Annotated in this window: 30 protein-coding genes; 12 read left to right on the forward strand and 18 right to left on the reverse strand. The window is 64.0% G+C overall.

What is annotated here, in order from left to right; translation table 11 throughout:
* Nucleotides 1-42: 42 nt before the first annotated feature.
* Genes ACK3R5_RS05245 through dapA form a run of 7 tightly spaced genes read right to left on the reverse strand, consistent with a single transcriptional unit; the run spans nt 43 to nt 6393 of the window.
* A complete protein-coding gene (locus ACK3R5_RS05245; protein WP_411963009.1) occupies nt 43-609 on the reverse strand; it encodes a BGTF surface domain-containing protein in 567 nt (188 codons plus the stop codon).
* 50 nt (nt 610-659) lie between these two features.
* Nucleotides 660-1751: a M20 family metallopeptidase gene (locus ACK3R5_RS05250; protein ID WP_411968286.1), complete on the reverse strand. Its 1092-nt coding sequence runs from the start codon at nt 1749-1751 to the stop codon at nt 660-662.
* The gene (gene dapF, locus ACK3R5_RS05255; protein WP_411963011.1) at nt 1748-2614 is read right to left on the reverse strand and encodes a diaminopimelate epimerase; all 867 of its coding nucleotides are present in this window, start codon (nt 2612-2614) and stop codon (nt 1748-1750) included. Before dapF ends, ACK3R5_RS05250 begins: the two co-directional genes overlap by 4 nt.
* A gap of 20 nt (nt 2615-2634) precedes the next feature.
* Nucleotides 2635-3882, reverse strand: coding sequence for a diaminopimelate decarboxylase (gene lysA, locus ACK3R5_RS05260; RefSeq protein WP_411968287.1), 1248 nt, complete (start codon nt 3880-3882; stop codon nt 2635-2637).
* Entirely contained in the window at nt 3879-4721 is an 843-nt protein-coding gene (locus ACK3R5_RS05265; protein WP_411968288.1) for a 2,3,4,5-tetrahydropyridine-2,6-dicarboxylate N-succinyltransferase, read from the reverse strand. The genes lysA and ACK3R5_RS05265 overlap by 4 nt, the downstream gene beginning before the upstream one ends.
* Nucleotides 4718-5479: a 4-hydroxy-tetrahydrodipicolinate reductase gene (gene dapB, locus ACK3R5_RS05270; protein ID WP_411968290.1), complete on the reverse strand. Its 762-nt coding sequence runs from the start codon at nt 5477-5479 to the stop codon at nt 4718-4720. The genes ACK3R5_RS05265 and dapB overlap by 4 nt, the downstream gene beginning before the upstream one ends.
* Nucleotides 5476-6393 (reverse strand): 4-hydroxy-tetrahydrodipicolinate synthase, encoded by a 918-nt coding sequence (gene dapA / locus ACK3R5_RS05275; RefSeq protein ID WP_411968291.1) that lies wholly within the window; start codon nt 6391-6393, stop codon nt 5476-5478. Before dapA ends, dapB begins: the two co-directional genes overlap by 4 nt.
* Before the next feature lie 392 nt (nt 6394-6785).
* Here dapA and ACK3R5_RS05280 point away from each other — a divergent pair, with 392 nt between their 5' ends.
* On the forward strand, nt 6786-7283 hold the full coding sequence (locus ACK3R5_RS05280) for an NYN domain-containing protein (protein ID WP_411963016.1): 498 nt from the start codon (nt 6786-6788) through the stop codon (nt 7281-7283).
* Here ACK3R5_RS05280 and ACK3R5_RS05285 read toward each other — a convergent pair whose 3' ends face one another.
* Nucleotides 7284-8201 (reverse strand): hypothetical protein, encoded by a 918-nt coding sequence (locus tag ACK3R5_RS05285; RefSeq protein WP_411968292.1) that lies wholly within the window; start codon nt 8199-8201, stop codon nt 7284-7286.
* Between the two features lie 74 nt (nt 8202-8275).
* Nucleotides 8276-8443, reverse strand: coding sequence for a hypothetical protein (locus tag ACK3R5_RS05290; protein WP_411963018.1), 168 nt, complete (start codon nt 8441-8443; stop codon nt 8276-8278).
* A gap of 119 nt (nt 8444-8562) precedes the next feature.
* On the opposite strand from ACK3R5_RS05290, the gene ACK3R5_RS05295 reads away from it, so the two are divergent.
* Nucleotides 8563-9045, forward strand: coding sequence for a PUA domain-containing protein (locus ACK3R5_RS05295; RefSeq protein ID WP_411968293.1), 483 nt, complete (start codon nt 8563-8565; stop codon nt 9043-9045).
* 21 nt (nt 9046-9066) lie between these two features.
* Here the strand turns inward: ACK3R5_RS05295 and ACK3R5_RS05300 are convergent, their stop codons facing one another.
* From ACK3R5_RS05300 to srp19, 3 genes are read right to left on the reverse strand one after another with little or no spacing between them, the layout of a single operon-like run.
* Entirely contained in the window at nt 9067-10038 is a 972-nt protein-coding gene (locus ACK3R5_RS05300; protein WP_411968294.1) for a presenilin family intramembrane aspartyl protease PSH, read from the reverse strand.
* 48 nt (nt 10039-10086) lie between these two features.
* The gene (locus tag ACK3R5_RS05305) at nt 10087-10311 is read right to left on the reverse strand and encodes an H/ACA ribonucleoprotein complex subunit GAR1 (protein WP_411968295.1); all 225 of its coding nucleotides are present in this window, start codon (nt 10309-10311) and stop codon (nt 10087-10089) included.
* Nucleotides 10311-10589: a signal recognition particle subunit SRP19 gene (gene srp19 / locus ACK3R5_RS05310; RefSeq protein WP_411963022.1), complete on the reverse strand. Its 279-nt coding sequence runs from the start codon at nt 10587-10589 to the stop codon at nt 10311-10313. Before srp19 ends, ACK3R5_RS05305 begins: the two co-directional genes overlap by 1 nt.
* 114 nt (nt 10590-10703) lie before the next feature.
* On the opposite strand from srp19, the gene ACK3R5_RS05315 reads away from it, so the two are divergent.
* Nucleotides 10704-11705: a hypothetical protein gene (locus ACK3R5_RS05315; RefSeq protein WP_411968296.1), complete on the forward strand. Its 1002-nt coding sequence runs from the start codon at nt 10704-10706 to the stop codon at nt 11703-11705.
* Between the two features lie 76 nt (nt 11706-11781).
* On the opposite strand, the gene ACK3R5_RS05320 is transcribed toward ACK3R5_RS05315, so the two are convergent.
* A complete protein-coding gene (locus ACK3R5_RS05320; protein ID WP_411968297.1) occupies nt 11782-12882 on the reverse strand; it encodes a PGF-CTERM-anchored ABC transporter substrate-binding protein in 1101 nt (366 codons plus the stop codon).
* 60 nt (nt 12883-12942) lie between these two features.
* On the opposite strand from ACK3R5_RS05320, the gene btuC reads away from it, so the two are divergent.
* From btuC to ACK3R5_RS05340, 4 genes are all read left to right on the forward strand, one after another.
* Nucleotides 12943-14037, forward strand: coding sequence for a vitamin B12 ABC transporter permease BtuC (gene btuC / locus ACK3R5_RS05325; protein ID WP_411968298.1), 1095 nt, complete (start codon nt 12943-12945; stop codon nt 14035-14037).
* Entirely contained in the window at nt 14034-15371 is a 1338-nt protein-coding gene (locus tag ACK3R5_RS05330; RefSeq protein ID WP_411968299.1) for an ATP-binding cassette domain-containing protein, read from the forward strand. Before btuC ends, ACK3R5_RS05330 begins: the two co-directional genes overlap by 4 nt.
* Nucleotides 15372-15555: 184 nt before the next feature.
* The gene (locus ACK3R5_RS05335) at nt 15556-16725 is read left to right on the forward strand and encodes a tubulin/FtsZ family protein (RefSeq protein WP_411963026.1); all 1170 of its coding nucleotides are present in this window, start codon (nt 15556-15558) and stop codon (nt 16723-16725) included.
* Between the two features lie 90 nt (nt 16726-16815).
* Nucleotides 16816-17493 carry an RNA ligase partner protein gene (locus tag ACK3R5_RS05340; protein ID WP_411963027.1) on the forward strand — a complete coding sequence of 226 codons (678 nt, stop codon included), beginning with the start codon at nt 16816-16818 and terminating at the stop codon, nt 17491-17493.
* A gap of 44 nt (nt 17494-17537) precedes the next feature.
* On the opposite strand, the gene ACK3R5_RS05345 is transcribed toward ACK3R5_RS05340, so the two are convergent.
* A complete protein-coding gene (locus ACK3R5_RS05345) occupies nt 17538-17738 on the reverse strand; it encodes a hypothetical protein (RefSeq protein WP_411963028.1) in 201 nt (66 codons plus the stop codon).
* Nucleotides 17738-18103 (reverse strand): ArsR/SmtB family transcription factor, encoded by a 366-nt coding sequence (locus ACK3R5_RS05350; protein ID WP_411963029.1) that lies wholly within the window; start codon nt 18101-18103, stop codon nt 17738-17740. Before ACK3R5_RS05350 ends, ACK3R5_RS05345 begins: the two co-directional genes overlap by 1 nt.
* Nucleotides 18104-18286: 183 nt before the next feature.
* Between ACK3R5_RS05350 and ACK3R5_RS05355 the strand changes: the two genes are divergently transcribed.
* The gene (locus ACK3R5_RS05355; protein WP_411963030.1) at nt 18287-18928 is read left to right on the forward strand and encodes a helix-turn-helix domain-containing protein; all 642 of its coding nucleotides are present in this window, start codon (nt 18287-18289) and stop codon (nt 18926-18928) included.
* 72 nt (nt 18929-19000) lie between these two features.
* Nucleotides 19001-19135, forward strand: coding sequence for a hypothetical protein (locus tag ACK3R5_RS05360; protein ID WP_411963031.1), 135 nt, complete (start codon nt 19001-19003; stop codon nt 19133-19135).
* Nucleotides 19136-19229: 94 nt separating this feature from the next.
* On the opposite strand, the gene ACK3R5_RS05365 is transcribed toward ACK3R5_RS05360, so the two are convergent.
* Nucleotides 19230-19727, reverse strand: a complete 498-nt coding sequence (locus ACK3R5_RS05365; protein ID WP_411963032.1) for a halocyanin domain-containing protein — start codon at nt 19725-19727, stop codon at nt 19230-19232.
* Between the two features lie 102 nt (nt 19728-19829).
* Between ACK3R5_RS05365 and ACK3R5_RS05370 the strand changes: the two genes are divergently transcribed.
* The 3 genes from ACK3R5_RS05370 to ACK3R5_RS05380 are packed head-to-tail and all read left to right on the forward strand — an operon-like array spanning nt 19830 to nt 21535.
* On the forward strand, nt 19830-20111 hold the full coding sequence (locus ACK3R5_RS05370) for an Htur_1727 family rSAM-partnered candidate RiPP (RefSeq protein ID WP_411968300.1): 282 nt from the start codon (nt 19830-19832) through the stop codon (nt 20109-20111).
* Nucleotides 20108-21304: a TIGR04347 family pseudo-SAM/SPASM protein gene (locus ACK3R5_RS05375; RefSeq protein ID WP_411963034.1), complete on the forward strand. Its 1197-nt coding sequence runs from the start codon at nt 20108-20110 to the stop codon at nt 21302-21304. The genes ACK3R5_RS05370 and ACK3R5_RS05375 overlap by 4 nt, the downstream gene beginning before the upstream one ends.
* Nucleotides 21305-21349: 45 nt before the next feature.
* Nucleotides 21350-21535: a hypothetical protein gene (locus tag ACK3R5_RS05380; RefSeq protein WP_411968301.1), complete on the forward strand. Its 186-nt coding sequence runs from the start codon at nt 21350-21352 to the stop codon at nt 21533-21535.
* 46 nt (nt 21536-21581) lie between these two features.
* Here the strand turns inward: ACK3R5_RS05380 and ACK3R5_RS05385 are convergent, their stop codons facing one another.
* Entirely contained in the window at nt 21582-21764 is a 183-nt protein-coding gene (locus ACK3R5_RS05385; protein WP_411968302.1) for a hypothetical protein, read from the reverse strand.
* Between the two features lie 96 nt (nt 21765-21860).
* On the reverse strand, nt 21861-22910 hold the full coding sequence (locus tag ACK3R5_RS05390; protein WP_411968303.1) for an NAD(P)/FAD-dependent oxidoreductase: 1050 nt from the start codon (nt 22908-22910) through the stop codon (nt 21861-21863).
* Between the last annotated feature and the right edge of the window lie 99 nt (nt 22911-23009).

Raw genomic sequence — 23009 nt, forward strand, 5'->3', positions numbered from 1 at the left:
GCGTTCCACGATGGACGCGAGGGACGTGTGTGGACGCTGCCGTCACGGACGCGCGAGCGCTCCGACAGCGAGGAGCGAGACGAGGGCCGCGATGATACCGAGTCCCGGAACCGTCACTCCAGACAGCGGTCCGGTCGGCGTCGACGTCGACGTGGTCGTGGCCGCTGTCGACGTCGCTTCACTCGTGGTCGCTGGCGTCGACGAGTCGTACGTCAGCGTCGATTCGTCGGGCATGTTCTTCGTCACGATGACGCCGGAAATCTGGTGGATAGTCGTCTCGTTGTGCCGAACGCTGACTGCTATCGGCCCACCGCGGAGCGGCGCTAACTCCGAGAGGTCGAAGGCGACGTCGAACGAGCCATTCTGATTCACTCTGACCGCCTTCGAGACCAAGAACGGATGGGTGTCACCGACCGACTTGATACGGACGCCGATGACGGTTCCGGGGTCGAACGGTGTCGTCCCGGCGACGTGTTGGCCTCCGGCGGCGTCGAGGACGATTTCTTCGCCTTGGTGGTCGATGGCCGTCGCGCCATCGGCGGCGACGACGCCTGCCGACACCGTCACCAAGACGAGGAGGAAGGCGAAAAGCGACTGTGGAGGGCGCATCGTATTAACGGAAACTTCCGCGAATAAAGAACGTTTTGATTGGGCGACACTTAGGCGACGAGATGGTCGACGGCATCGACCAGCGCCTTCGCCGCAGTCCGCACGTGGTCGGTCAGGACGTACTCCCGGTCGGCGTGTGCGACGGCACCCTCGTCGTCGGCGAGGACGCCGGGGCCGAAGACGACCACCGGTGCCGGTGAGAAGTAGGAGGCTTCGGTGGCGGCGGTAAAGGGTCTGACGTCACCGCGCCCACCAGCGCCCCGTGACGCGTCTGCGAGCGCCGTCACGAGTTCGTGGTCGGGGTCGGTCGCAAAGGCTTCGAGAAACGGGGTGGGTCGCTCCGTGAGTTCGAAGTCGACGTCGACGTCGTCGGCAACGACCGACCGGAGCGTCTCCACGAGCGACGTTCGGAATCCGTCCGCCGTCTCCGGTGGGACGCTCCGCCGGTCGACGACGAGGCGACAGGCCGCCGGAACCTGGTTCGAGTTCTCGCCGCCGTCGACCATCGTCGGCGTCAACGTGGCCGCGCCGAGGTCAGGATGCGCGTCTCGGCCGTCGTCGAACGACCGAATCGCCCGCAAGACGGGTTCGAGCGCGTCGATAGCGTTCGCGCCGGAGGCGGGTTCTGCCGCGTGCGCGGCGACGCCGCCGAGCGTCACCGTCCCTTCGAATCTCCCTTTCGCGGCCGTGCACACGTCGAGTCCCGTCGGTTCGCCGACGATGTACATGTCGCCGTCCACGTCGAGGGCGGCGGCCCCCGTCGAGAGCAGTTCTTCGTCGGGCGTAATCGCCAGTGTGACCCGCGCGTCTGGCGCGGGGTCGGCAGCGAAGAACGCGGCGAGGAGTGCCGCGAGTGGGCCTTTCGCGTCACAGGACCCGCGGCCGTGGATGATACCGTCTTCGCGTTCGTACGGGATGTGCGGCGAGACGGTGTCGATGTGGGTGTTGAGGACGAGATGTGTCTCGGGGTCGGACGCGCCCTTGGAGGCGATGGTGTTACCGGCGTCGTCGACAGTCGGGTCGGCACCGTGCGAATCGAGCGTCTCGACCAGCAGCTCACGCATCGCTTCGACGTCGTCGTTCGAGGCCACGGGAACGGCCCGTTCGAGGAACGAGACGGGGTCGAGCCCGTCGCCGCTCATCGTTCGCGGAAGACGATGTCGGCCTCGCCGTTCCCTTCGTAGACCGCTGGACCGCCGAGGAGTGCCGACCCCTCGTCGGGAACCGTGACCGAGAGCGTCCCGCCCGGCGGGGAGACGCGTATCGGGTCGTCACCGGAGACGTGGCCGAGTCGCTTCGCCGCGGCGACGACGGCGACTGCGCCCGTTCCGCAGGACTGCGTCTCGCCTTCGACGCCGCGTTCGAAGGTGCGCTGGCGGAAGCCACCGTCACCGTCCGGCGAGGCAATCGTGACGTTCGTCCCCTCGGTGAACAGCGGTGCGTGCCGAATCGACGGTGCGACTCCTTCGAGGTCCACGTCGTCTACGTCGTCGACGAAGGCGACGGCGTGGGGGACGCCCGTGTTGACCGCGGTAACTTTGAGGCCCTCGACTTCTGCTTCGACGAGTTCGTCGTCGCTTTCGAGTGGAACGTCGCGCGGGTGGAACGACGGGACGCCCATCTCGACGGTCACGTCGTCGCCGTCGAGCGACGCGCGGCGGGTTCCGGCGGGCGTGTCTATCATAATCTCGTCGGACCCCGTTCGTTCTGCGGCCCACGCCGCGGCGACGCGAGCGCCGTTGCCGCACATGGCGGCGACAGAGCCGTCGGGTTGGACGAGCGTCATGACGACGCGTGGTGGGTCGTAGCGAGATTCGAGTGCGAGAAAGAGGACGCCATCTGCGCCGCGTCGGTTGCTATCGTCGAGTGCGATGCCACCCTGTCTGTCGCAGTGCGTTCGTGCGAACGCGGGTCGGTCTGGAACTGAGTCTTCGGCATCGACGACGAAGAAGTCGTTTCCGGTGCCGTGGAACTTTTCGAATGGGACGGTGTTGAGTACGCTCATAGTTTTCTGTGTGTGCTTGGTCAGTTGGGAGAGTGTTCGGATGCGGTTCGTTCGAGGGTCGTGATGTCGTCGAGGGTCTCACGACGACGGGCGACGCGTGGGCCGTCGGCGTCGAGGACGACTTCCGGTGGCCGTGGCCGCGAGTTGTAGGTGCTCGCCATCTCGTAGCCGTAGGCCCCCGCGTTGCCGATAGCGAGGATATCGCCGCGTTCGGGACGAGCGAGCGCCCGGTCTTCTGCGAAGAGGTCGCTCGTCTCGCAAACTGGTCCTGCGATGATGGTCGAAACGGTATCTGCGTCAGGTCGAGAGAGGTTCGAAATCGCGTGATACGCGTCGTACATCGCCGGTCGGAGCAAAGTCGTCATACCAGCGTCGACACCGACGACAGTCGTCTCGGGAACCTCCTTGACGGTGTTGACCGCCGAGAGGAGGACGCCCGCGTCGGCGACGACGTAGCGCCCGGGTTCGATAGCGAGTTGGGCGTCGGTGTCGCCGAGGGCGTCGCGGGTGGCGTCGGCGACAGCGTCGAGGTCGAGTGGTGGTTCGTCTTCGTGGTACGGGACGCCGAATCCGCCGCCCACGTCCACGAATTCGAGGCCGTCGATGGAGCGGGCGAGGTCACCCATCCGGCGGACGAGTTCGCGGTGTGCAGAGAGGTCGTCACCCGAAATTCCACTGCCCGCGTGGGCGTGGACGCCGACGAGTTCGACGTCGTCACGAACGTCCTCGGCGACGCTCGGGACGCGGTCGATTGGGATGCCGAACTTCGCGTGGCCACCAGTGGTGACCTTCTCGTGGTGTCCGGCACCGATGCCAGGGTTCGCCCGGATGCAGAGTCGGCCGTCGAATCCGCGGTCCGTGAGTCGGCCGACTGTGTCCGCCGCGCCGACGGTGATGGTCATCTCTGGGTTTTCTTCCCACCGGGAGACGACGTGGTCGAGGTCCGCCGCCGGCGGGTTGACCGCGGTGTAGCGGATTCGCCCGCCGGGGAATCCGGCGTCGAGTGCGCGTTGGACTTCGCCGGCGGAGGCGCACTCGGCGTCGAGGCCAGCGTCGAGGACGGTTTCGAGGACTGCTCGGCCAGTGTGGGCCTTGACGGCGTAACTGACGTGCGCCTCGGGGAAGGCCTCGCGGAGTCGGAGACAGTTCTCGCGGACGCGCTGGAGGTCGGTCACGTACAGTGGCGACCCGAACTCGGACGCGAGCGACAGGAGGTGCTCGCGGTCCCAGTCGGACAGTCGCCGGACGGCCGGCCCTCCAGTACTCATTCGCGGAGTGCCTCCTCTCGCCGGGTCGCGTCGAGGGTGTCGTCTTCGATGTCGAGGGCGACGACGGCGGGCTTGTACGCGCCGCCGGCGAACAGGTCGTGGTCGCCGAGCGAGGACTCCACGAATCGCGTGAATGCTCGGCGGTTCGCCGGCAGGTGGCCGTAGTGTATCTCCTCGTCCACGAGGTCGTAGACGGGGATTCGAGGCGTCAGAAGCGTGTTCTCGCCGACGATGGAGTTCTCGCCGACGACGAATCCCGAGGTGACGCGACAGCCAGCACCGAGTGCGGCACCGTCTTCGACGACGACCGGTGCGTCTTCGACGGGTTCGAGGACGCCGCCGATGAGCGTGTTCGCGCCGAGCTTCACGTTCGCGCCGATTTGGGCGCACGACCCGACGGTGTCACACGAGTCCACGAGCGTTCCGTCGTCGACGTAGGCGCCGACGTTGACGAACGAGGGACTCATCATGATACAGTCGCTGCCGAGGTACGCGCCACGGCGGATGACGGTCCCGTCCGGCGTGTTTCGCGTGCCGCGGTCCGCGAGGTCCTCGGTGTCGCGGAGTGGGAGGACGTCGTGGTATCGGACGTCGCCGTACTCGCGGGCGAGCGTCTCGCGGAGGCCGAAGTTGAGGAGGATGCCCCGCTTGACCCACTCGTTGGCCTCCCACGAGGTCACCGCGGACCCAGTCTTCTCGGCCGCGCGCACCTCGCCCGCTTCGAGAGCGTCGAGGAACGCGTCGAGCGTGTCGAGTTCGTCTACAGTCGCCGTCGAGGCGTCTACCTCGCCGTCGTCGTATCGTTGCCACAGTTCTCGTACGTCAGATTCCAGGCTCATTCGAGTACCTCGGTGAAGTCGTACCACCCGGCGTCGCGGCCCGAGAGCCACGTCGCGGCGTCGAGTGCGCCAGCGGCGAAGACCCCACGCGACCCCGCGCGGTGTGTGAGTGAGAGTGACTCGTGATTTCCAGCAAGTAATACTTCGTGCTCACCGGCAATATCCCCCGCCCGACGAGCGTGGACACCGACCTCTCCCTCGGAGCGGGGTGCTTCGCCCTCGCGGCCGTGTACGCGGGGGGAGTCACCTCGTACCTCGTCGATATCGTCGAGGAGGGTGAGTGCGGTTCCGCTCGGCGCGTCGCGCTTGGCGTTGTGGTGGGTTTCGGTGAGTTCGATATCGTACCCGTCGAGTGCAGGAACGGCCTCACGGACGGCGCGGCGGAGCGCCGCGATACCTCGCGAGAAGTTCGACGCGTACAGGACCGGCACCTCGCCGGCGGCCTCACGAAGCGCGTCGAAGCCACCCTGATTCAACCCGGTGGTGCCCGAGACGAAGGCGACGCCCGCGTCTGCGCAGGCGGCGGCGTACTCGACGCACGACGCGGGGCCGGTGAAGTCGACGAGCACGTCAGGGTCGTGTTCTGCGAGCAGGTCCGAGAGGTCGGCGGCGTCTTCGACGGCGACCCCTTCGACTTCCGCACCCGGCGAGCGACTGACTGCGAACGCGACTGCGACGTCGTCACGGTCTGCGGCGGCGGCGAGGACTTCCTCGCCCATCCGACCGGTCGCGCCGGTGACGGCGACGGTGACCGTCACTCGGCGCTCCCCCCGTCTGGGACCGCCGGTTCGGCGGCGAGTTCGTCGAGGATGCGACGCATCTCGTCTGTGTTCTCCTCAGTGAGACGGGTCAACGGCGGGCGCAGACGTGCCGGCCCGTAGCCCCGAATCTCCATGGCCTCCTTGACCGGGATGGGGTTCGTCTCACAGAACAGGTGCCGGCAGAGCGGACCGAGTTCGTGGTGAAGTTCGCGGGCGCGTTCGTAGTCGCCCTGCAGTGCCGAGTGGACCATCGCGCCAGTTCGCGCCGGTTCGATGTTCCCGACGACGGAAATCGTCCCGACGCCACCGACCGAAAGGACCGGGAGCGTGAGCGCGTCGTCGCCCGAGAGGACCGCGAACTCTTCGTCGCGGGTGTACTCGACGACCTGTGAAATCTGGCCGAGGTCACCGCTTGCGGCCTTGTAGCCGGCGATGTTCGGGTGTTCGGCGAGCGTCGCGGCGGTTTCGGGCTCGATGTTACTTCCCGTGCGTCCGGGGACGTTGTAGACGATTTGCGGCAGGTCGATTTCGTCGGCGATGGTCTGGTAGTGTTCGACGAGGCCCGCCTGTTCGGGCTTGTTGTAGTACGGTGAGATGAGGAGGAGTGCGTCGGCACCGGCGTCCGCAGAGCGTCGCGAGAGTTCGAGTGCCTCTCGGGTCGAGTTGGACCCGGACCCGGCGATGACGGGCACGTCCTCGACTGCCTCGACGACTGCTTCGACCACTTCGACGTGTTCGTCGTGGGTCAGCGTCGCAGACTCTCCGGTCGAACCGACCGGCACGAGGCCATCGACGCCTGCTTCTTCGAGGCGGCGAACGTCGGACTGCAGTTGTTCGAAGTCGATACTTCCGTCCGTGTCGAACGGGGTGGTCATCGCGGGGAAGACGCCGCGAAGGTCGATTGTTGTCATGTGTCGTGGTGTGGTGTTGAGACGGCTATGGTGGAATGTGGAAATCGGTCGTTCAGACCGAGTGCGCGTCGAATCGAGGGCCGCCCGAGACGGGGTCGCTACTCCCGCAACGAGCGATTAAAACGCGCGTTTTTTCGAAAAGAATTCGTCACGCGACGCTGTCGACGGTGTGGCAGTCGCCGAGGGTCGCGCCGCGTCGTTCACACCGGATGCAGGTACTGGAAGCGTAATATAACTTGCGTACTCTGCAGGACCTGCCACCCCGACGCGATGGGCGGCGACCCCCCGTAAGTGGCGCTCGCTCGCCCGTTTGCGAGCGCTGACCCGAAAAATATCGACGGTGAGAACGCTCCCGGACGGTTATTATCCCGGGGCGTGCAACCGATGAACGAATGACAGAGATTCACCCCGACCAACGCGTCGCCATCCTGGTGGACGCGCAAAACCTCTATCACACGGCGCAAAGCCTCTACTCACGAAATATCGACTACTCGTCGCTGTTGGATAAGGCGGCCGCTGGTCGCGCGCTCACCCGTGCAATCGCCTACGTCATCCGCGCGGATTCGCCGGACGAAGAACGGTTTTTTGATGCACTCGTCGACATCGGTTTTGAGACTAAAATCAAGGACATCAAGACGTTCGGCGACGGGTCGAAGAAAGCCGACTGGGACCTGGGCATGGCGCTCGACGCGGTGAGTCTCGCCAACCACGTCGACACCATCGTCATCTGTTCGGGTGACGGCGACTTCGAACGACTCTGTTCGCACCTCCGCCACGAGGGCGTCCGTGTCGAAGTGATGTCGTTCAAGGAGTCGACTGCAGACGAACTCGTCGAAGCGTCAGACGCCTTCATCGACCTCTCGGAGCGAAAAGAGACGTTCCTCCTGTAACTACTCGAAGTTCGGAATAACCGACTCACCGTCGATATCCGGTTCCGTCGGACTCACTTGCTGCGTGTCGCCCGTCTCGTGTGCCTCGAAGAAGGCGACGGCGTAGGTGTACTGGAACGTCGTCAGCAACATCTGCATCGCGAGCGATATCGCCGCGACGGCGACGATTTCGAGCGTCGAAAAGCCGAGTCCAGTCGGCACTGTTCCCGGTTGGACGCCGCCTGCGTTCTGGATGGTCTGGAAGTTCTGGAACGACCGGAAGAAGATGAATCCGGTGACGGGAATCGAGACGAGGAACCCGACGACGAGTTGGATGACGGAGTACCCGAGCGACGGGACCAGGTTGTTCCGAACGAGTCGGTAACTCTCACCGAACGATTCGATGGCGCCCGAGTCGCCGACGACGACGGCGACGGGGAAAAATTGGATGAAGAAGTTGACCAGGACGAACGCCAGAAACAACAGGCCGAGGACGAGGGCGGCGACGAGGATGCCACCGCCGATGGCGATATCACCGGCCCCACCGCCGGCGACTGCGCCGATGCCGACGCTGAACACGACGACTGTCGCGACGAGTGCGAACACGATACCGAAGGCGATGACGATACCCAGCTCGACGATGTTCGCCAAGAGCAGGGGGACGTACTTCTCGCGTCCGACAGCGGTCAACGTCGAGAGCGTCGTCCGCGACTCGGCGTGTTCGAGCGCCTCGTCTGCCATCCCGTAGATACCGGCGGCGACGAAGGGGGTGACGAAGAACGTGAGTATCTGAAACAGTGTGGGAACGAACGGGACGCCGGCCAACTGCGTGACGAGTTGCGGAAGGGTGACGAGGCCAAAGATGAGACCACCGAGAAACAACACCGGGTTCTTCCCGATACTCTGGAAGGCCGTCCTGAGAGAGCTGATAGCTGCCATATATCTAACGTGTCGAAGGGGTTATACGTAAAACAGCGGGTCAAATCGGCCGCAGATGGCGTTCCGACAGGCAGTTACGCAGTCGGTGACGTCGCGCGGACCACAGTCGCGAAGGCCCCGACTGCCGCAGTCGCCGCGAGGAACGTCGTGAGACGGCCGTCGATGGACGTCTGAGTGAGGAGGGCGCTACTCGTGAGGAGGAGCACCGTCCCCACCACGGCAAGTCTAATATCGACTGACATACTCCGAGGGCAGTCGTTCCGGTATTTAGGACTTTTCTATTGATTCGCCCGTGTTGCCGTATCACACGCGGTCAGACGGGACCGCGACCCACTTTACCGGGCGGGGTGAACTGCGGGGTATGACCGATTCCTATGGGTCCGACCTCGCGGACCTCAGAGTCGTCGCAGACTACCAGTTCGGGGCCGGTGCGGGCGACGCGCTGTTCCCCGCCACCGCCGACATCGAGTTGTCTCGCTCGCGCAGTGGTCGCCCCCGACAGGTGTACGTCGACGGCGAACGCGTCGTCTCGTACGGAACCGACGGGCGCTTCACGCTCAGTGTGAGCGGTGGGCGACGACTCCGCGCCGCACTCGACGAGTCGGCCTACACCGTCACCGTGGGCGACGAATCGATTCCGTTCGTCAGCGACGGCAAGAACGCCTTCGCGAAGTTCGTGACCGCCGTTGACCCCGACGTCCGGTCGGGTGACGAGGTGTGTGTCGTCGGCCCCGACGGCGAACTGCTGGGGGTCGGACGCGCGGAACTCTCTGCCGATGCGATGCTCGACTTCGAGACGGGGATGGCCGTTCGCGTCCGCGAGGGCGTTGGCAGCGACGAGTAGGGACAGGCGAGACTGCGATTTCTAGAGATACGGAGCGAGGCCGAGCGCCGAGACCAGCGGGACGCCCGCGACGACGGACCCGAGGACGTATCCGCCGATTGCACCACCGTTCAGAAGCGGGAGACCAGCGTGGGCGCGGCCTTTCATCACGGCCCACATGAGGGCGGCAAAGCCGACGAACGTCCCGACCATCGCGAGCAGTGCGGGGAGGTTGAGCGCCGGAAGCGCAGCGATGCCGAGCGAGGGTGCAGTCGAGAAGAACGCGGCAGATGCGACCATCACCGTCGGCATGACGGCGTCTCCGAGGCCGATGAAGAACGCGTCGCGGTCGGCGGGGTCTCGTTCTTCTTCCGCGTCGTCTACACCGTCTTCGTCAGCATTCTCGCCCACGTCGTTCGCGTCACGGGCGAAGTCTTCGTCCAGAAGCGAGTACGACCACGTCGTCGGGATGACGAGGACGACGGGGATTCGGAGGTCCATCACGCCTTCCGCGAGGTCCAGCATGTGTTTGGTCTTGTAGACGCTGATAGCGTCGTAGACGGCGAGGACGGACAGGAGGACGAGCGCCGGCAAGAGGCCGAAACTGATGCCGAACAGGCCGGCAGCACCCGCACCCATCAGCGCGCCCGCAGTGTCGATGACGTACCACTCGGGATAGACGAGGAGGGCGATGGCGACGGCGGCCGAGAGGCCGATAGCGAGGAGGCCACTCGGGAGGATGGCGGCGAAGACGTACCACGAGAGCAACCCGCTCGTGAACACGATGATGACCCGGATGAGTTGGTCGAGGTCGTATTTGAACGCCGCGAGCATGAACGCCGTCATACCGATGATAGCGCCGATGTAGAGGAGACTGTTCGTCGGGTCGGTGGGGTCTTCGACGGTCTGGTAGCCCTGTTCGAAGAACGTCGGGACGAGTGCGAGCGCACCCACCTGTACGACGAAGAAGATGAGGGCGGCGAGGGCGACACCTCGATAGGCGCGGCGTGGCATACCCCTGCGTTCCAACCCGAAGGCTTTGGGGATTGCGCTCTGGGTTCGCTATCGAGCGTAGAGTTTGGTGCCGACGAGGCGGGCGGGGTTGTCGTCGTCTGCCGTGATGGCGACGTACGGGCGTTCGACCGGGCCGAACACGTCCACGATTCGGCCGACTGTCGAGAGCGACTCGTCGAGGACCATCGTGCCGATGTCGGGTGTGTTGTCGTCGTTGAGGCGGACGATAGCGAGGCCTTGTGCCGTACGCGAGACGGTACCGATTCGCTGCATCAGTCTCGAAGGATGCCGACGTAGGCGGCGACAGCCTGGACGATGTCGTTCTTCGTCGCGTCGTCGGCGTTGTCCACGAGGACGCGGCCACGGGTCTCGTACTCCCGTGGATACCGTTTGTCTCGTTCGATGACCGCGTCGTAACCGACCTGCTGGACCGCTTTCGCGATTTCGTCCACAGTCGGTTCTTCGACTGCGGAAGACTCGGCGACTCGCCGACCTTCGCTCCGCGAGAGAGAGGCGTCGAGGTAGGCGGGATAGATGACGTTCTCGACCATACCCGTGTCTCTGCAACCCGACGGTAATACGGTTGTGGTCTCTCGAGACAACCGGACGACCGTCGCGATTGTATCAGCGAAAAATTATTATCCTATTGACTAGATTTCGCCGTCATGAACGTCGTCGGATACGGTGCCTTCGTCGGTCTCTGTCTCGTCGTCGCCGCCGTCACGAAGTGGTTGGACCCGGCAGGAGTCGCCCATCTCTCCCGGCAGACTGGCCTGAGTCGAAAGAAGGGGTGGGCCGTCCTCCTCGTCGCCCTCCTGTGGACGTTCTTCCCCATCCTCGCCGGGGCCGATATCGACGACGGAGAGTTGTGGGTCGCCACCGCGGCAGTCGGCGGCGTCGGATTCTTTCTGACGACCATCGCTGCGGGGTCGCTCGACGAGTACCGACTGCTCGAACGCGTCCCGTACGTCGAACCACGGGACGTGAGTTCGAGCGAGTCCGAGTCCGTCGTCACCACGTCGGGTGTCCCGGAGACGCTCCCGGGGAGCGAGGCTGACGAGTTCGAGACGCCGTTTACCGGCCGCCCGTCGGTCCACACGAACTGGGTCGTCCAGCGCCGTGACCGACTCGGCTTCCGCGAGGTGTGGCGAAACGTCGCCGGCGGCGTCCGAAGCGTCGAATTCGGCCTCGGGTCGGGTGCTGTCCGCGTCACACCGGGCCGCCACCGCGTGTTCAGTAGCACCGAGCGGACGTTCACCGTCGACCTGGGTGATGCCGACGTGTCGGAACCGGCGGCGACGTTCCTCCGTGAACATCCCGAACTGCCGTCGCCGGACGAGTCCGACGAGGAACTCAAAATCGTCGAACGGTTCGTCCCCGCAGACGACGCCGTCACCGTCGTCGGCACCGTCGAACAGACGAGAGAACCGGGCGTCGTCCGTATCGACGGGGGACCAATCGACGAATTGCTCGGGACGCACACCGACCACTCAGTCTCGTCGGCGGCCGACGCCGAGGCCGTCTTGATTCGCGGCGACGTCGACCACGCGAAGTACACGATGCGCAAGCGCGTCTATTGGCTGGGCCCCGCCGGCGTCGCCATGATTCTCGGCGGCCAACTCCTCTCGTTTTGGTTCTCGGGGGCGAGTCTCTCGGCGTTGTTGTAGGCTGTCTCTCCGATTGTACGCCGGAGTGGTGCCGGTTTCGTATAAAAATGTGAGGACGGGTCGAAAGCGCCGGCAGTTATCGACGCCGAGCGAGGAACGCCGTGAAGGCGAACGCGACGACTGCAGCGACGGCCGAAAAGCCGGGTGCGCTGGTCTCAGTCGTCTCCGGGTCCGTGGCGGTGGCAGTCGCGTCCTGTTCGCCGGCCGTCGTTTCGGGGGTGGAAGTGGTCGTCGTCTGCGTCGTCTCCGACTGGTTCTGGAGTTCCTGATAACGCTCGTAGGCGTCGGGGTGGGCGGCCTTCAGAATCTCCTCACTCGCGTCGATGGCACGCGGGGCGGGTTGCTGGAGGTTGTTGGCGTCCACGACGATGATGTTGTCTTCCTGAACGGCAGTCGTGCTGTTGTACGCCGGCCCGCTCGGGATGGGAGCGTGCGACGGGACGACGATGTATTCGGGGTTCATCTCCACGACGAGTTCTTCGTTGATTTGGCCGAAGCCTGTGAGGTTGGCCTCTGCCGCACCATTTCGGAGGCCGGCAGTCGTCATAATCTCGGAGATGAACGTCTCACCGCCGGCGGCGTAGCCGAAGAACACGTTGAGTCCGACGGGCCGTTCGACGCCTTCCAGTGCACGCTCCATGTTCTCGATGGAGGTGCGCATCTCGTCGGCACGTTCGGCACCCGCCTCACAGTTGCCCGTGATGCGGCCGATTCGTTCGACTTTGTCCGCGACGGCGTCGAGGGAGTCGCCGCTCTCGAAGACGACGACGGTCAGACCCGCGTCACGGAGTTGTTGGACACGTTCTTTCTCGACTGTGTACGTCGTGTTCGGGACGAGGACCACGTCGGGTTCGAGTCCGATGACAGCCTCGACGTTGAGGCCGCCGGACCCGGAGATGTTCGTCTTCTCGTTCGCGCCATCGAGGTACAGCGCGAACTGCGAGACACCGACGACTTCGTCTCGGGCGCCAATCTCCCACATCGTCTGGGCGGCGCTCGGGTTGGTCGTGACGATGCGTTCTGGGTCCTCGGAGATGGTCACTTCAGTCCCCGTGGCGTCTGTCACCGTCGCGGGGAACGAACACTGTGCAGTCTGGTCTGCTGCCGCAACCGGGGCCGAAACGCCGGCAAACACGGTCACGAGTACCAGCAGTGTCACGGCAATTCGTTGGGTCACAGTAGTGGCGTCATCGGTAGTCCAATAAATATTTACCTAATGAAAGCGCGGTTGTGTTCGATGAACGTTCGAACACGAGCGACGACGTGGGCACTCGGTCTCACTGCTCTCTTGGCGCTCGTCGTCGTCGTCAGCGCCGGAATCGGCCACGTCTCGATTCCACCGCGGACTGTCGCGCTCGTCCTCCTCGATGCGCTTTCGGTTCCCGCCGGCGCTTCGATGACCGGTGCGACGGTTCTCCCCTTCGTCGGCACGATTCCGCTCCCCGAACTCCAGTACGTCTCCCTGTTTTCACCGTCTGTCCCGGAGACTGCACAGATAATCGTCGTCTCCGTGCGCATGCCTCGTATCGTCCTCGCCGCACTCGTCGGGTTCGCCCTCGCAACGGCGGGGGTGGTCATGCAGGGCTTCTTCCGCAATCCGATGGCCGACCCGTCGATTATCGGCGTCTCGTCGGGTGCGGCGGTCGGTGCCGTCGCGACGATTGCACTGTCGCTTTCGATTCCGTTCGGTCTGGAGGGTGCCGCCTTCGCGTCGGCCATCGTCACTGCGTTCGTCGTCTACATGCTGGCGACGCAAGACGGGCGCACCCCCGTCGCGACGCTTCTGCTCGCCGGCGTCGCGGTGCAGACGTTCCTCGGCGCGGTCATCTCGTTTCTCCTCTTGCAGAGCGGTGAGAGCCTCAGACAGGTGGTCTTCTGGTTGATGGGTCACCTCTCGGGCGCGACGTGGGACGAAGTGACGTTGCTGGCGCTCGTGCTTCCGCTCCCGTTCGTCGTCTTGCTCGCCCACACTCGCGACCTGAACGTCCTCCTCCTCGGCGAAGAGGACGCCCACGCCCTCGGCATCGAAGTCGAACGGACGAAACAACTCCTCCTCGTGACGGCGAGCATCGTCACCGCGGCGGCAGTGGCCGTCTCTGGCGTCATCGGATTCGTCGGCCTCGTCGTCCCTCATATGCTCCGCCTCGTGGTCGGCCCGGACCACCGCATCCTCTTGCCGACGTCGGCACTGGCAGGGGCGTCGTTCCTCGTGGCGACGGATACGATTGCTCGCTCGGGTGCGGCGGAGATACCCGTCGGCGTCGTCACCGCGGCACTCGGCGCACCGTTCTTCCTCTATCTCCTGCGCACTCGGGAGGTGCGTTCGCCGTGAGTGAGGACCACGCTCCGGAGGCGTCCACGGCGTTCGACGCCGACGCCTCGGCAATCGTCATCGACGACGTGTCCGTCTCACTCGGTGGGCAGCGTATCCTCGACGGAATCTCCGTGGATATCGAGGACCTCGGTTCGTCTGTCGACCAGACAGGCTCCGGTGACGGTGGGACGTTCGTCGGCCTCATCGGCCCGAACGGTGCCGGTAAGACCACCCTGCTCCGGGTCCTCAACGGGTCTCTCACCCCCGACTCCGGGGCTGTCCGTGTGGCCGGTCAGAACGTCCACGACCTGTCTTCGAAAGCGGCGAGTCGCCTCGTCGCCACGGTTCCACAGACCACGAGCGTCACGTTCGACTTCCCCGTCCGCGAAGTCGTTCGGATGGGGCGGACGCCGCACCGTGGCCGGTTCGACGGCTGGACGCCGGCCGACGAAGACGCCGTCGAGGAGGCGATGGCCCGGACGTCGGTCACCGACTTCGCCGACCGGTCTGTGACCGAGATAAGCGGCGGTGAACGACAGCGAGTGCTCATCGCACGAGCACTCGCACAGGAGACACCGACACTCCTCCTCGACGAACCGACTGCCAGTCTCGACATCAACCATCAGGTTCGGACGCTCGAACTCGTCGATGGCCTGGTGAGTGACGGCACGACTGCTGTGGCCGCGATTCACGACCTGAATCTCGCGGCACACTACTGCGACGCCTTGATTCTCCTCGCAGACGGGCGTATCCTCTCGGCGGGCGACCCGGCGACGGTCCTCTCCGAAGGCAACCTCCGAGACGCCTTCGACGCCGAAGCAGTCGTCTCCCGGCACCCGGTCACTGGGTCCGTCTACGTCACCGCGCTTCCATCCTCGTCCGCGTCTGCAGACGCCACCGGGCGAGTCCACGTCGTCGGCGGCGGCGGCACCGCCGCACGCTCGCTGCACGTCCTCTCGGCGGCGGGATACGCACTCTCCGCCGGGGCACTCAACGAAGGTGACACGGACGCCGAGGCGGCACGACGAGTCGGTGCTGACCTCGTGACGGTCCCACCGTACGCCCCCGTCGACGACGCGGCACGGACGGCAGTCGAATCGCGTGTCGACGCGGCGGACGTAACCGTGGTCGCCGACGTCGAAGTCGGCACCGGGAACCTCGCGAACCTCGAAGCGGCGGCGAGCGCCGACAAGCTCGTCCTCGTCGAAGAGCGCCCGTTCACCGAGCGAAACTACGCCGGCGACGAGGGATACGCCGTCTACGAACGACTTCGAGAACGGGGCCACGTGGTCGAACCGAGCGAGTTGCTCTCCGTCGTCGGCGAGTTGGCCTGCGAGTCGTTCGGTGAGTGAGTCAGTCGCCGAGAGAATCAGTCGCAGAGTGAGTCGTTACCCACGAACATCCACCACAGCCCCTCAGACGGCCGATTTCCACTCAACCCTCCCAGACGTTAGTGGATTCCTGACAGTCGCTACAGACCACATATTCAAGACGTGTGCGAGCGTTTACTAGTTCGATTTCTGAGAGGAACAGCAGATGAAACTCGCACTCATTGGGGTTGGACAGGCCGGTGGTAAGGTCGTCGACGCCCTCATCGACTACGACCGGCGGACGCAGAGTGACTACATCGTCGACGCCATCGCGGTCAATACGGCGCGCGCCGACCTGAGGGGGTTGCGAAACGTCCCCTCGTCCCGGCAACTCCTCTTGGGGACGTCGCGGGTGAAGGGCCACGGTGTCGGAGCGGACAACGAACTCGGTGCCGAGGTGACTTCCGAAGACGTCGGTGAGGTGCTCTCGATGATAGACGACCTACCGGTCCACGAAGTCGACGCGTTCCTCGTCGTGGCGGGACTCGGCGGCGGGACCGGTTCAGGTGGCGCACCCGTCATCGCTCGCGAACTCAAGCACCTCTACACCGAACCCGTCTACGGACTCGGCATCCTCCCCGCACGAGACGAAGGCGGCATCTACACGCTCAACGCCGCGCGCTCGCTCCAGACGTTCGTCGGTGAAGTGGACAACCTCATCCTGTTCGACAACGAGGCGTGGCGGCGGACGGGCGAGTCGCTCGAAGCGGGGTACAGCGAAATCAACACCGAACTCGCTCGCCGACTGGGCGTGTTGTTCAGCGCGGGTGAGACAGACGGGTCCGGTGTCGTCGCCGAATCCGTCGTCGACGCGTCGGAGATAATCAACACGCTCGCGTCCGGCGGTATCTCGACTATCGGGTACGCCGCCGTCGAACTCGACAGACCCAAAGGTGGTCTGCTCTCTCGCCTCACAGGAAACGGCGGAATCACCGCCGACGACGGTGAGTCGATGAACCGTATCACGAGTCTCGTCCGTCGCGCCGCACTGGGCCGTCTCACGCTCCCGTGTGAACTCGCCGGTAGCGAGCGAGGACTGGTCGTCGTCGCTGGTCCACCCGAGTATCTCTCTCGGCGCGGTATCGAGCGCGGGCGAACGTGGTTGGAAGAGGAGACTGGGACGATGGAGATTCGTGGCGGCGACTATCCGGTCAGGTCTGACTTTGTGGCCTCCGTCGTCCTCCTCTCGGGCGTCTACGACATCCCTCGCGTGAAGGAACTGCAGGCAGTCGCTATCGAGACGCAGCGAGATATGCTCGCCAAGCGGGCGTCCAGCGCGGCGTCACTCGACGAACTCGTCGACGCCGGCGACGACAGAATCGAACCGCTATTCTGAGGCCCGACAGCCAATTTTAGCAGAATACTGCCAGAAAGTGCCCCAAATGACGGGGAAGGGTCATAGTCTGTGAGTGCGAAGAGTCGATTAATGGCCGAGTACCCGCTGAAACAACGGTTCGTGCTCGATACCTCGCTTTTTCTTTCCGAGGAGATTCGTGACGACGACGAGACGTTCGAGGAAGCAGTCGAGCGATTGCTCGACACCATCGCCGCCGCCCGTCTGGACCTGAACATCTCTTGTTACATGCCCCCGTCTATCGCGTCCGAACTGGAGCACATCCTCCGTGAACGCGGTGTCTCAGAGAGCCTCCTGGGCAAACTCGACACGTGGGTCATCAAGAAACACCCCGACCGCTACGAGGTGTACATCCCGGCGGAAATCGTCTACCGCTTCATCGACGAGATGTCTGACCGCGTCAACCGTGGCCTTCGCGTCTCCGAGAAGGCGGTCCGAAAGGCAGAGGAGTCCAGGCTTCGGTCCGACGGGGCGTCGAAGATGTCCGACGTGGACAAGGTCATCTCCGACCTCAGAGAGGACTATCGAGGTGCACTCAGACAGGGGGTCCTCGACTCTCGCGAAGACTTCGACTTGCTCATCCTCGCGCGCGAACTGAACGCTGGCGTCGTGACGGAAGACACGGGCATCATCAGTTGGGCCGCGGATTTCGGCCTTCGAAACCTCCGTGGCCGGGCGTTCCCGACGCTCCTCGAAGAGTATCTCATGGCGCTCGACGACCCGCAACCACAGAGTCGAAATAAGTGGTGAGGACAGCAGACGCTACCACGAAGACTGCGAGACCGGCAGACTGCTCATCGCATCTCGTCTAAGTCGACGAACGAATCTCCGGAGGCACTCACCCACGCCGAGAGGAGTTCCTCTGGCGACGCGTCTTCTGGGTGAATCGTACACTCTTCTGTCCCGTCCGGGCCGGAGACGATGCGAGACGTGAGGCGCGGACGGACGGGAAGCGACGTATCACGGTCGGGGGTGTGTGCCGACTCTGACCCCATCAGCGACCTCCGGGGATTGCGACGGCCAGACCACTGTCTTCGCCCAACGAGACGGTGACGGAGTCCACGTCGGTCCGATATTGGCTCGTGTGCGTGCCGTTCGTGCGTACCTGGAGGGTCTCGTCGACGAGGCGTGCGTTAGAGAGATGTTCGAGTTTTCGGTAGGTCGTCGAGAGTGGGACGTCACACTCATCGGAGAGCTCCTGTGCGGTCATCGGCGTGTTCGACCCCTGAAGGGTCGTCAGTATCCGACGGCACGTCTGATTGGACAGCGCGTCGAGGACCATCTCTGCGTACGACTCCGAGAGGTACGCGTCCTCGACGGTGTCCTGTCCTGGCGGCTTGCTCGTAAGGCCGGTCTGCATGCTCACTCATCGGTTCGTTCCCCCGGACCGTCGAATCGCACCCCGCATATGTTGGGCTCTTTATCTCCGCGAAAAACAGCGGTCACGCCAGTGAGCGTCGAACGGGTACGAGTGTCCCCATGATATAAAGGCCCGGTGTATCGGGGGTGTTTATATCAGGGGCTGGAGCGACTGCCTAGAACTATGACGAGCGCAGCGGGCATCAGAGCAGAGTTGAAGGTGACAGGCGTCCAGAATTGTCCGGTAGCAAATGTCTCTCAGAACGACAATCCGGGCTACGCGTTGACTCGAAGTATGGGTACGACGAACGACGGGTCGGTCACCGAGGAGTTCGTCTTCGACAACGAGGCTGGTGTCACCGACGAGATGGAACAGTTGTTCGACTACGGCGACGGCACCGTCTACCGGTTCGCACGCGAAGGCGATATCGGCTGTCCGTGTGAACTCATCGAGGACTTCGACTGTCCGGTCGTCGACGTCCAGACGCGTGACGGCGCGTTGTTCTTGACCTTCCACGCGCCGAACGTGGAGACGCTTCGAGACGTCGTCGCCTCGCTCCGCGGGTCGGCAGATTCTGTCGACGTGAGCAGACTCCTCCAGTCGTCGTCCGACGAGTCGCGTGACCTCGTCTTGGTCGAACGCGGCCAACTCACAGACCGCCAGCGGGAAGTCCTGGAGAAAGCCCACGAGATGGGTTACTTCGACCACCCGCGGCGTGCGAACAAAGGCGAAGTGGCGACCGAACTCGACATCACGACGTCGACGTTCTCCGAACACCTGGCGATGGCACAGAAGAAGCTGATGACTGCCATCCTCCAAGAATAACCTCAGGCCCCACTGAATTGAGGGTGCCCTCCCTCGTGGTATGAGAACATACATCTAGTTGGTGAGTCAACCATGCGCGAAATCGACGTTACCTGCCCCCAGTGTGACCATCGGTACAAGGTCAACGAGATGATGCTGGAGACGCTCCAGGAGACTGGGTGCGTCATGTGTAAGGCCCCGATGAACGAACGGACGACGCCCGCGTGAGACACCGTCGTCGGAGTCGTCGAAGTCCTGTCGATTCTTCTGTAGGTCTGCTGCGACAGCGTGCTATCGGTCGGTAGTGCAACGACCAGGTTCCCTACTCGACGACGACGACACCGACCATCCCGAGCGACTCGTGGGGGACACAGACGTACCTGTACTCGCCAGTCTCGTCGAAGGTGTGTTCGAACGTGTGGCCTTCGGTGGCGACGAGTTGGGACTCGAACTCCCCGCCGCGGTGAAGCACGTTGTGCGTCCCACCCATCCCGGACCACTCCCAGACGATGGTCGTCCCCGGTGAGATTTTCACGGCGGCGGGGCCGAACGCGAACCCGCCACCGTTGCCATCCGCCCCGACAGTGATACTGAAGCGACTTTCGTCAGTCAGGTCGTAGACGCCGTTGTAATTCTGGGTCCGGTCGAACCACCCATCGAAGTCTCGCATCTCCGTGTCTGCCGTGAGGGTGTCGCCACCGCCGCCGCCAGACTCGCCACTGTTTCCACCGGACGAACTGCTACAGCCTGAGAGCAGTCCAACGCCTACGGTTGCCACAGTCGCGTGCAGAAGAGACCGTCGAGAGAGTCGTTCGGACATTGGTCACTGCTACTCGGTCTCCGAACAAGGCTAATCCTTCGATTCCCACGCGATGAAAACAGCCGAAACGTCCCTATCTATCTGCCGCAAAGCCATCCGCATATGCCCACGCACGACGACCCGCGGCGCAAACCGCGAATCGACGGGAGCCGCCAGTGGGAGGTATTTATTCGTGAGAACGACGCCGACCCGATGCGACACGTCGGAAGCGTCTCTGCCCCCTCCGCAGAGTTGGCCACCGAACAAGCGACGACGCTCTTCGGGTTCGCGGCGGCGTCGGTATGGCTCTGCCCGGCAGACGAAGTCCGTCGCCTCGGCGGGAACGACCTCGCCGAGAAGGGGCGTGCAGACGCCGCAACGGAATCAGGAGTGACGCAAGGATGATTTCTATCAGTAAACTGTTGTGTGGGCAGGGTGCCGAAGGTGACGGACTCCGATACGACGACCCGGACGCATCCATCGAACAGATTCGCGAAGAGAAACAGAAGCGTCCGGTCGTCGTCTGGAACACGACTCGCCGCTGTAACCTCTACTGCGAACACTGCTATGCGGGTGCCGACCTGGACCCCGCACAGGGCGAACTCTCGACAGCGGAGGCGAAGGGCCTCATCGACGACTTGGCCGCTTACGACGTGCCCGTGCTCCTGTTTTCTGGCGGCGAACCCCTCGTTCGCGAGGACCTCGTCGAACTCGTCGATTACGCGACGGACGCCGGGATTCGGTCGGTGCTCTCGACCAACGGGACGCTCATCACCGAGGAGAAAGCACAGGCGCTCAAAGACGCCGGCCTCTCGTACGCCGGCGTGTCCGTCGACGGCCTGCAGGAACGCAACGACGAGTTCCGTGGCAAAGACGGCGCGTTCGACGCCGCCATCCGTGGCATCGAAAACTGTCTCTCCGTGGGGCTGAAGACCGGTCTCCGATACACCATCACCGAACACAACGCGCCCGACATGGAAGACGTGGTGGACTTCCTCTACGACGTGGGTGTCGACCGCTTCTGTTTCTACCACCTCGACTACGGTGGCCGCGGCGGCGACATCGTGGACGCCGACTTAGACGACGAAGCACAGCGCCGTGCCGTCCGCCGTCTGTTCGACATGACTCGCGAGTACCACGACGAGGGCGAGGAGATAGAGACGCTTTTGGTCGGCAACTACGCCGACTCCGCGTACGTCGTCGAGTACGCCGAAGAAGAACTCGGGCAGGACCACGCCGACGAGATTCACCAGTATCTCCGCGTCAACGGCGGCGACCCGACTGGCGAACGCGTCGCCGACGTGGACTACCGCGGCGACGTCCACCTCACGCAGTTCTGGCAGAGTTACAGCCTCGGCAACGTCCGTGACCGACCGTTCGGTGAGATTTGGGACGACGAGTCGAACCCGCTTCTCGCCCGCCTCCGTGAACGCGAGGAACACCTCACCGGCAAGTGTGCGACCTGCCAGTATCAGGACGTCTGTCGCGGGTCGTCACGGCTTCGCGCTATCGCTGGGTCCGGTGACGTGTTCGGCCCGGACCCGCAGTGTTACTTGACTCCGGAAGAACGCGGCGAGACGCCCGAACCGGCGGACTGACCCGACACCAGCCGTTTTTTCTCACTCGACCCCTGAGGCGACGGTATGCAGACCGAACGAGGGGTCCCGAACATTCTCGCCGCCGGGTTCGCCGGTGCCTCCCTCCTCACTCTCGTAGTCGGCGCTGCGGGCCTCGTTGGGGTCTACGACGCCCCGTTTCCGTTCGCAATCTACGTCATCGTCGCGCTGGTGGGCCTCTCGCTGGCGTGGACTCTTTGGCGACTCACGTGAGTCGGTCCAACAGAGGCGGTCAGGAACGCAGCGAGACGACGAGAAACTAGAGACTGGTGAGCAGAACCGTCGTCACGAGGACTGCCTCCGCCTCCGAACGGAACAGATGGACCCCGAACGACCAACCGAGAAGATATCCGAACGGTGCGATTGTTATCGGGAGGCTGACCGCAACCACCGGGTCGATACTCGACAACTTCCCACCGAGACGGCCGGTGTCGACACTCATGTCAACTGGTTATCTCGAACGCCACTTAACACTCGTCCTCTCGGGTGAGCACGTACGACAGCGCGGAAAAAGACGCGTTCGGTGACGAGGAGACGCTTACTCTGCGGGCGTCGCGGCTTCTTGCTTCTCTTCGCGTTCGAGTTCTTCGAGGTAGTCGTCGGCGTCGAGTGCGGCTTTCACACCCATGCCGCCGGCCGTCGCGGCCTGCTGGTAGTGGTAGTCGACGACGTCGCCGGCACCGAAGATGCCGGGTTCGTCGGTGGCCGTCTGGTTGGCGCCGGACCCGCCCTTGGCGATGATGTAGCCATCGTCGTCACGCTGGACGGCGGTTCCTTCGAGGTAGTCGGCGTTCGGCGTGTGACCGATTGCGTAGAACACCGCGCCCACGTCGAAGTCGAACTCCTCCGTTTCCGGGTCGTCGAGTTTGTCCGTCGGGTGACCCTCGGGGTGACGGACGAGCGTGACGTGGTCGACGCCTTCTTCGGGCGACCCGTGGAGTTCCGTCGCCTCGGTGTTGAGCATGAGTTCGATTTCGTCGTCCTCGACTTTCTCCATCAGACGGTCCACCCAGTAGTCTTCGGCGCGGAACTCCTCGCGGCGGTGGACGAGGTAGACTTTCGAGGCGAACTTGGTGAGGAAGTTGGCCTCCTCGACGGCGGCGTCGCCGCCACCGATGACCATAATCTTCTCGTCGCGGAAGAACGCGCCGTCACAGGTCGCACACGTCGAGAGGCCGTAGCCCATGAGTTCGTCTTCGCCGGGGATGCCGAGGGTTCGCGCGGAGGCACCGGAGGCGGAGATGATGGCGTCGGCCGTGTAGACGTCGCCGTTCTTGAGCGTGACTTCGAACGGCCGGTCGGAGGCGTCTACGTCCTCGATGATGCCGTGGCGAATCTCCGTGCCGAAGCGCTCGGCCTGCTGTTTCATGTTGTTGATGAGTTCGGGGCCGGAGATACCCTCGGGGAAGCCCGGATAGTTGTCGACTTCGGTGGTGAGCGTGAGTTGGCCACCCGGTTCGTCCCCTTCGAGGACCAGCGGTTCGTTGTTGGACCGTGCCGCGTAGATAGCCGCAGAGAGGCCGGAGATACCCGACCCGGCGATGATGAGTTTCCGGTGTTCGACGAAGGAATCAGCGTCTTGTGTCATATCCCGTTGTTCGCTGTACCGGTGCCTTAAGGTTGCGCTGTATTGCGAGGTGAACTACACCACCGCCACGTGCACGCATACCATACGACAGTTCCGCCC

Origin of the sequence: Haloferax sp. YSSS75, from assembly GCF_046764215.1 — an archaeon.
GTDB lineage: Archaea > Halobacteriota > Halobacteria > Halobacteriales > Haloferacaceae > Haloferax.